Origin of the sequence: uncultured Psychromonas sp. (assembly GCF_947489755.1) — a bacterium.
Classification (GTDB): domain Bacteria; phylum Pseudomonadota; class Gammaproteobacteria; order Enterobacterales; family Psychromonadaceae; genus Psychromonas.
The window spans coordinates 96,952-104,524 of record NZ_CANLFB010000018.1 but is presented as its reverse complement, the minus strand read 5'-3'; the positions used below and the strand labels follow the sequence as shown (position 1 = coordinate 104,524).

At 35.3% G+C, this 7,573-nt stretch carries 7 protein-coding genes; 4 read left to right on the top strand and 3 right to left on the bottom strand.

The window, feature by feature from the left end; translation table 11 throughout:
- The first annotated feature begins 838 nt into the window (after positions 1-838).
- Positions 839-1,387: a hypothetical protein gene (locus Q0794_RS11655; RefSeq protein WP_298942070.1), complete on the top strand. Its 549-nt coding sequence runs from the start codon at positions 839-841 to the stop codon at positions 1,385-1,387.
- A 188-nt stretch (positions 1,388-1,575) separates the two neighbouring features.
- Here Q0794_RS11655 and Q0794_RS11650 read toward each other — a convergent pair whose 3' ends face one another.
- The 3 genes from Q0794_RS11650 to Q0794_RS11640 all read right to left on the bottom strand — a co-directional run bounded on the left by Q0794_RS11650 (position 1,576) and on the right by Q0794_RS11640 (position 3,636).
- A complete protein-coding gene (locus Q0794_RS11650; RefSeq protein WP_298942069.1) occupies positions 1,576-2,685 on the bottom strand; it encodes a nickel/cobalt transporter in 1,110 nt (369 codons plus the stop codon).
- Positions 2,682-3,347: a DUF1007 family protein gene (locus Q0794_RS11645; protein WP_298942067.1), complete on the bottom strand. Its 666-nt coding sequence runs from the start codon at positions 3,345-3,347 to the stop codon at positions 2,682-2,684. The genes Q0794_RS11650 and Q0794_RS11645 overlap by 4 nt, the downstream gene beginning before the upstream one ends.
- A 151-nt stretch (positions 3,348-3,498) precedes the next feature.
- Positions 3,499-3,636, bottom strand: a complete 138-nt coding sequence (locus tag Q0794_RS11640) for a hypothetical protein (RefSeq protein ID WP_298942065.1) — start codon at positions 3,634-3,636, stop codon at positions 3,499-3,501.
- Between the two features lie 875 nt (positions 3,637-4,511).
- Between Q0794_RS11640 and Q0794_RS11635 the strand changes: the two genes are divergently transcribed.
- From Q0794_RS11635 to Q0794_RS11625, 3 genes are all read left to right on the top strand, one after another.
- Positions 4,512-5,180: a DUF1826 domain-containing protein gene (locus Q0794_RS11635; RefSeq protein WP_298942063.1), complete on the top strand. Its 669-nt coding sequence runs from the start codon at positions 4,512-4,514 to the stop codon at positions 5,178-5,180.
- A gap of 5 nt (positions 5,181-5,185) precedes the next feature.
- Positions 5,186-5,638 carry a transcriptional repressor gene (locus Q0794_RS11630; RefSeq protein WP_298942061.1) on the top strand — a complete coding sequence of 151 codons (453 nt, stop codon included), beginning with the start codon at positions 5,186-5,188 and terminating at the stop codon, positions 5,636-5,638.
- Between the two features lie 77 nt (positions 5,639-5,715).
- Positions 5,716-7,056, top strand: coding sequence for a dihydroorotase (locus tag Q0794_RS11625; RefSeq protein ID WP_298942059.1), 1,341 nt, complete (start codon positions 5,716-5,718; stop codon positions 7,054-7,056).
- The last annotated feature ends 517 nt before the right edge of the window (positions 7,057-7,573 follow it).

The window sequence follows — 7,573 nt, the reverse complement described above, 5'->3', positions numbered from 1 at the left end:
GGTGTTTAAAATCATCTAAAAATAGATATCCAGTAGCTAAAAGCAAATATGCCGTTCACCTTAAGTGAACGGCATTAGAGTAGGGGCCGGCTTTCTAATCGAATCTGGAATTTGATAGTTACCAGGTTTAAAACCATTCAAGTGGTATTGCATAAAATAATCTCCTAACTCATCAATAGTCTGTACTGTAAATAGTGTTTTTTTATAGTAAGTAACTCTATATGAATTGGTCCATTCAGACTGTCATCTAAAAAAGGGGACAGATAAAAAAAAGAATTGGTAACCTATCTAACACACTGAAATTTAATAACTAAATTATTTCACTGTAATCAAAATTAGTCTTAGTGCCTATTCTTATTTATCTACAAGTAAGCTAAAATGTTAACTAGATCTATTTATAAGTAGTAACCCCTTATATTAGATGTTTACCTTAATTAATTATTTCTAATGAATACTTCTCATTTTTAGAAAAATTTATATTTATGGTGATATTAGTCACCATTTTTGTTTATTCTCACAGGAAGTTTTTGATGATCCTAAAAGGTAATCTGATTAAAAATAATAAATATTTACAATCCAATGGGAGTTAATGAAGTCCATATAGCACCAATTTAGAACATGACTCCAATACTACAATTCAAAGCTTCAATTAAAGGGAACGAGTATAATGAGGCCTGATAAACCATTCATTCAAATACTATTTTAGGTCGCCATATTAAGTAAGCAAATTACAATAAAACTCTCTGATTAACTGCATATTCATCGGCACATTGTTTTGTTACACTGCGCCTAATTTGTCAAAGACCCAATAATCAAGCGTAATAAATAGGTAACCTCAATGAGCTCAGCGTTAACAGAACAACAAAATATTATCTTACAATACTTAGATACAACGCATTACATTGATATAAATGCACCGACAGCTGAAGAAAAACGAGAAGCTAAATATAAAATTGGTCAAGCTTGTAATAAAGCAAGAGAGATATTGTGTAGTGATGACGCTTTTCTTGATTGGGCGTGGTCGAACGTAATTGATGAGTGTCCAAATGATATTGAAGAGGTGACGCCTAATACGTTAACTTCATGGCGTATGCTGCCTAAATTTGGGACATTAGCACAATGTGAACTTGTGGGATTTACGCATATTGCTAAATTACTGCAAGAGAAAAATGCAGTAATGAAAGCCGAAGTACTCGCGGTTATAGCCAATAATGACCCTGAATCTGCTAAAAAACTAATTCAAACGATATTAAAGCCAGCTATCGACTATACACCAGTAGTGACTAACAAAAAGAAACTAGCAGCAACTGTCGAAAAAGCCGATAAATTATCAAAAGACGCACTCGTCGCTTTAGTAAAAGCGATGCATCAACAGATGACTAAGTGACTTCCAAGTTGAATAAGTAATAAAGAATTATTATTTGGGGGAATTTTCGTTAATAAAATAATCGTGAGAGGTTAAATGTCATGGCGCTTTTAATAACCAGAATTAAGGTTAATGAAAGCGCGAGTCACTCATCAATACATTACGTTTTAAATCATGTCGAATTCAAATATTAAATCTCATTCACTTTGTTAAAACACGGGTGACATACCAACGGGTTGAGACTGTAATAATACAATGCCAGTTAAGACTAATAAAATGCCACCAGTTAACTTAACGATTGTTTTCATATTGGTTCTTCTGGCACTTTTATATTGTTTATTACCACTACTCAAGTAACCCTGTATTAGCTTAGTGCCCAGTGTCGTCATAATCGCAATTGTAGAGGTGGTTAATGCGGTACCGACTGACATAAACAAAGCACTGACAATCCCAAGCCAATACAAACCCAACATATTAGAAAAAAGTAATACCATGATGGCGCCTGTACAAGGGCGAAGTCCCACGCTGAAAATAATGGCAAGATATTCTTTAAGTGAAGAGGCTTTATTAACGTCTTCAGCACCCGCAAAATGGACATGACCACAACCACACATATTATGCTGTGGTTTGTGAGTGCTCAAGCTATTCCTAGGAATAGCGCTGCTTTGATTGTTGATATTGATAACAGGTTTTATAGCGGTTATGTTAATGGAGCTGGGGCGAGAAAACCTTCCTTTGAACAGTGACTTTGCATTACGCCAAATAACAATTGAGCCTAAGATCACCACTGAATAAAAACTTAAGCTAATTAAATGATTGGCTTCACTGTTCACTTCTCGCATGGTTGAATTAAATAATAGCAGTAATACCGAAACAACTACGATTGCGACGATTGCTTGTAACAAAGCTGACAAAATAGTGAGTATTAAACTTATTTTGACCTTAGTTGGGTGCGTTGCAAGATAGGTTGTAACGATCAATTTCCCATGACCCGGGCCAAGAGAATGTAATACGCCGTATATAAAGGCTAAAGAAACTAATGAAATTCCAGATGCAACAAGCTCAGTTTTAGCTGAATACAATAACTCAATGATTTGTTCATTGATGTCTTTTTGCCAGTGCATACTGGTTATTATTAATGAAGGCCAAGCTTGCCAAATTGCGTACACAGAACCTACAAAGAGCAAGCTTGCGCAATATAACCATGCTTTGTTAGATCTTGTCTTATGAGATCTTGTTTTATTGGATTCATTATTAGGCCTTGCTTTTTTAGTCGGCCTATTAGCAACCGTTTTATTGAAAATTATTTTATCTGTCACGTTAGATCCTTATTACTTGGATTCAAGAGGCAATTAATGATGACGGTTTGAGTAAAAAGTTGTCCGAGAGCATCATCGGGGTCTTCATCAACACCTAAAGACATCGCATAGGTGACCTGTTCCGGTGTTGGGTTTGGCTCGACGAGTTTGAAAACACAAAACTTATTTAATTCAGGAGATAATTCAATGTCATTTTTGCTGTCCCAACTCATATCGACATAATAGCTGGGCTCAAAAATAGACAGCTTGAAAGGGCGATTTGAAATTGTTTTAGGCTTTGAAAGAGGGACATAAAAATCTAGTGTCAATTTAGAACCGTTTTGCGTTAATTTACCTTGGTTTGAAAAAGCATATTTAACAGGTGAGTCACCGTCATAAAAGTAGGTAAAGTAATGCTCTAAATTAATATTCTCCATGACGGAGTCTTTTATTTTTACTAACGTTTTTGATTTATTCGCTGCAGATAAATCCTCTCCATCTAGCATGTAAGCGGAGGTGATTGAGTCAAAAGTCCAAGACATGGTGAAACCTAATATTTGACTTCCTTTTCCTTCAATTTTTGTTTTTAAGCTAATCCATGAGTGAGGATGAGCTTGTACTTTTATTGATAGAATTAAGTTAATGATGATAACAAAACAGAGGTAGTTAAGATTTTTTTTCATAATTATTCATTATTCTATTATGTGAATCCAAAGTATTTACAGGTTTTTTGTTAAAAAAGTGACTAAATAGATTTGAGCACTTTCTATTTCAGACAAACTGATTAATGCGTTAATGCTTCGGCAATTGTTGTTACATTATGTTCAATCATTTTTAAGTAAGCCGATACAATACATTCGATTCAGAAAATGCATCAGAACGATTGTGGATGCCATCATTAAACAGAATGAGTAATAATAGCGATTTGGTAGACTCATCCATTTTGTTGATGTGATGAAAATTCTTTTTCATTTTATTCTTCTTATTATCTTTAGCAGATGTAAATTAATCTAAATTTGTTATGTTATAACGTATCAAATGTAGGGCGAGAGAACAATTTAAATCAACATATTAATTTAAGGTGTTCATAGCATTATTTTTGAAAAAAGATGAGTAGAAGAGAATAAAAATAGCGACTTAAGCGGCTAGGTCTTTGAAAAAGCTCTAAACTAAATTTAGATTATTTTTAATAACATCAATAATATTTCGTAGTGGGTGATCTCGACTGCTAGTGCTTAATTTTATGTTGGATTCAAAAACAGTAAACATTTTCTTACTGACAACAACGCTACGATGCTGTTCCAAGCATTGATTAAATATTAAAATTAATTAATGGCTTGACCCAAGAAAATTAGGCTCTACTGAAGAATACTAGATTCTACTGAAGGTGTTTGCGCTGGTAAATTATAGGTATTCACAAAATAAATACAAAGATATTATCCACTTGTAAATACAGCATTTATAATTTTTTAATGATTGTATTTTTGATTGACTCATCACTATATTTCCAATAATAAAGAGTTAAAGAATATTCGTCATCCATCGAAGACTGAAATAGTTTATTGGTTGTGAACAATATTTTTATATTCCCTAACCCATTATATTCATGAATAAAAAATCCTCACATAACCGTTATTTTCATTTATTTCTGCATTAAATTGTTTCCTAATAACTAGTTATTATATTTGTAATGTTATAACGTATCAATAATAATGAGTTGGATAAGTATCAATCAAAATAGTTTTTCCTGAAACTCCTAGCAATAAAACAAGATCGAATGTGGTTATGTGTTAAAGAGTTATTAGTGATTACATAATATTGGAAAACATTATCGGAGGACGTTGTATATGAATGTTAATTTGGCTATGGAAGCGAGTGTGGTTGATGTAAATGTTTCGCAGCCTATAAGCTCAAAATCAAGTATTTTGACTGAAATTTATCAAGAAAAATATAACATTGCAGTATGGCAGCGAACATTGCCAACGATAATGACTGAGTCGATTAATGAAATGCTAGAAACGCGGAAGTCATTAGCTTTAGTACAACGTGTTTCGCCTGATAACGCTGCTGAATATATTCGAGATAAGTTGGAAGGAGAGGCCTGTGCTGGTCGGCTAAGTGAAGATGTTGCCTTGATAGTGGATATGTTTTGTTGTTTATTCGATGTAGAAGAAGCGGGATTACGACTCACGATGTTAGACAGCGCTATGTGTCCTAAATTTCATGTAGACCAAATTCCATGTCGCTTGGTGACAACTTATACTGGCATTGCGACACAATGGTTAGAAAGCAAAGATATCGACCGCAGTAAATTAGGCCGAGCGAGTGTTGGTATTGCAGATGATTTATCCGGTTTGTTTAATGATGAGCTTGCTATAAAACAGATGCAGGCGGGTGATGTTGGGTTGCTCAAAGGCAGCGGCTGGAAAGGTAATGAAAGCGCGGGGTTAGTCCATCGCTCTCCAGGATTGATGTTGAATGAGCGGCGATTACTCCTGACATTAGATTTGGTGTGATGTAGATGACTGAAATTAATGTCATTCTTGATCATGTCGCTGAAAGCTGTACTGCACGTGGCAAACAATTAACAACTAAACGTAAGTTGGTTTTAAAAGCCTTGTTACATGCTGATAAAGCTTTGTCTGCCTATGACTTAGTCGATTATTGTAAAGAGCATTTCGAAGAGACTATTCAGGCGATGACAGTGTATCGAGTGTTGGATTTTCTTGAGAATGAGCATTTTGCTCACAAGCTTAAAGTGTCTAATAAATACATTATGTGTTCGCATATTCTCTGCGATCACGATCATGGCACTCCTCAGTTTTTTATCTGCTCTAAATGCGACAAAATAACGGAACAAACCATCGCGCCGATCATAATGACTGGTCTTCAATCTCAAGCGAAACAAAAAGGGTTTACTGTTACTCAGCCGCAACTCGAAATTAGCGGTGTGTGTGATGAGTGTGTTAATTAACGTTTCGCCTGTTTACTCCATTTATTTCCCTATCTTAAAATTATCAATCTCATCCCAAAAAGAAAACGAGGAACATTATGTCAGCAACGCTCATTAAAAATGCAAGTGTGGTAAACGAAGGCTCGATTGCAGAGATGGATTTACGAATCGTTAATCAACGCATCGACACCATCGCAACTAACATTTCAGCAAGATTAGGTGATCAAGTGATCGAAGCCAAAGGGTGTTATTTATTGCCTGGTATGATTGACGACCAGGTTCATTTTCGTGAGCCAGGCTTAACGCACAAAGGCTCTATTGCGTCAGAGTCACGTGCGGCAGTCGCTGGTGGCATCACAAGTTACATGGAAATGCCAAACGTAAATCCTGCAACTACAACAATAGAAGCGCTTGAACGTAAGTTTGCGATGGCGGAAGCAAGTTCATTAGCAAATTATTCATTTTATTTAGGCGCTACAGAAGACAACCTTGAGCAAATAAAACGACTTGATCCAACTAAACATTGTGGTGTGAAAGTGTTTATGGGGGCTTCAACAGGTGATTTATTAGTAGAAGATCCACAAGCGTTAGACGCTATTTTTCGAGACTCTCCGGTGCTCATTGTGACACATTGCGAAAGTGGGGCGGTTATCAGCCAAAACCAAGCAAAGCTGTTAAAAAGTAAATCACTATTTACCATCGAAGATCATCCAGTACTTCGCGATGATGAAGCTTGTTATGCTTCATCTTCTTTTGCCGTCGCATTGGCAAAAAAGCATCATAGCCAACTTCATGTATTACACATTACTACTGCAAAAGAACTGGCCTTGTTTGACGCTGGGCCTATTCATAATAAACATATCACTGCTGAAGCTTGTGTACATCACCTATGGTTTAGCAATAAAGATTATGCGCAGCTTGGTAACCAAATAAAATGTAACCCTGCTATTAAATACGAAAGTGATCGTGAGATGTTGTTACAAGCATTGAATACCGATCAAATCGATATTATTGCGACGGATCATGCACCACATACTTGGGATGAAAAACAAGTACCTTATGATCAAGCCCCAGCTGGGTTGCCTTTAGTGCAACATGCCTTACTAAGCCTATTTGACCAAGCAAAGAAAGGGCAGTTCAGCATCGCTAAAATTGTTGAGAAAACCGCACATAATCCTGCTATTCGTTATCGTATTAAAGATCGCGGGTTTATTCGAGAAGGTTATTATGCCGATTTAGTATTAGTCGATATAAACACTTCAACACCTGTCAGTAATGAAAACAGTTTATATCACTGTGGTTGGTCTCCCTTTGCAGGTCATGCATTTTCAGCACAAATCAAAAATACCTGGGTTAATGGTGACTTGGTGTATAAAAATCAGCAAGTGATCGGTACCCCTTCTTCAGCCTTGCGATTAGTGTTTGAAAGTGGTGCGTGAATAAATTGTTTTAAAGTTTTGTCTGAAGGTACTATTTTAAAGTATTGTCTGAATGTATTGTTTGAAGATATTTTTCAAAAAGTAGGCTAACTATTGTCTAAATCAATTTATATCGTTTACATGCTTTTTAGGATCATAAAAATGATAAATTATAAGTTAAGATAAACGTTTACAGTTGTTCGTGTCGATCACGTAAAATAATAAATAGGGTAGCGAGCCTAATGAAGTATGCTGCTGATATTTAAAATAATAAGCGTGTAAGTTGCTTAATTTTTAGATAATACAATCTAAGTTGATAAAGTTTAAGTTAATAAAATTTAAGACAGGAAAGTTTAAAATGCTGCGGTTATTCACTTAAAAACGGTTCTGGTTTTATTATTGATGCCCGATCATCTGTTGCTAATGATTGTTGAGTTGACTCCGTATTTATTGCAGTCTATATCCAATGTAACCAGTATTCAATGTCACGTTTAATACGTATGACTAAAGAAGTTATTAGTCGCTAAATACCGTGATA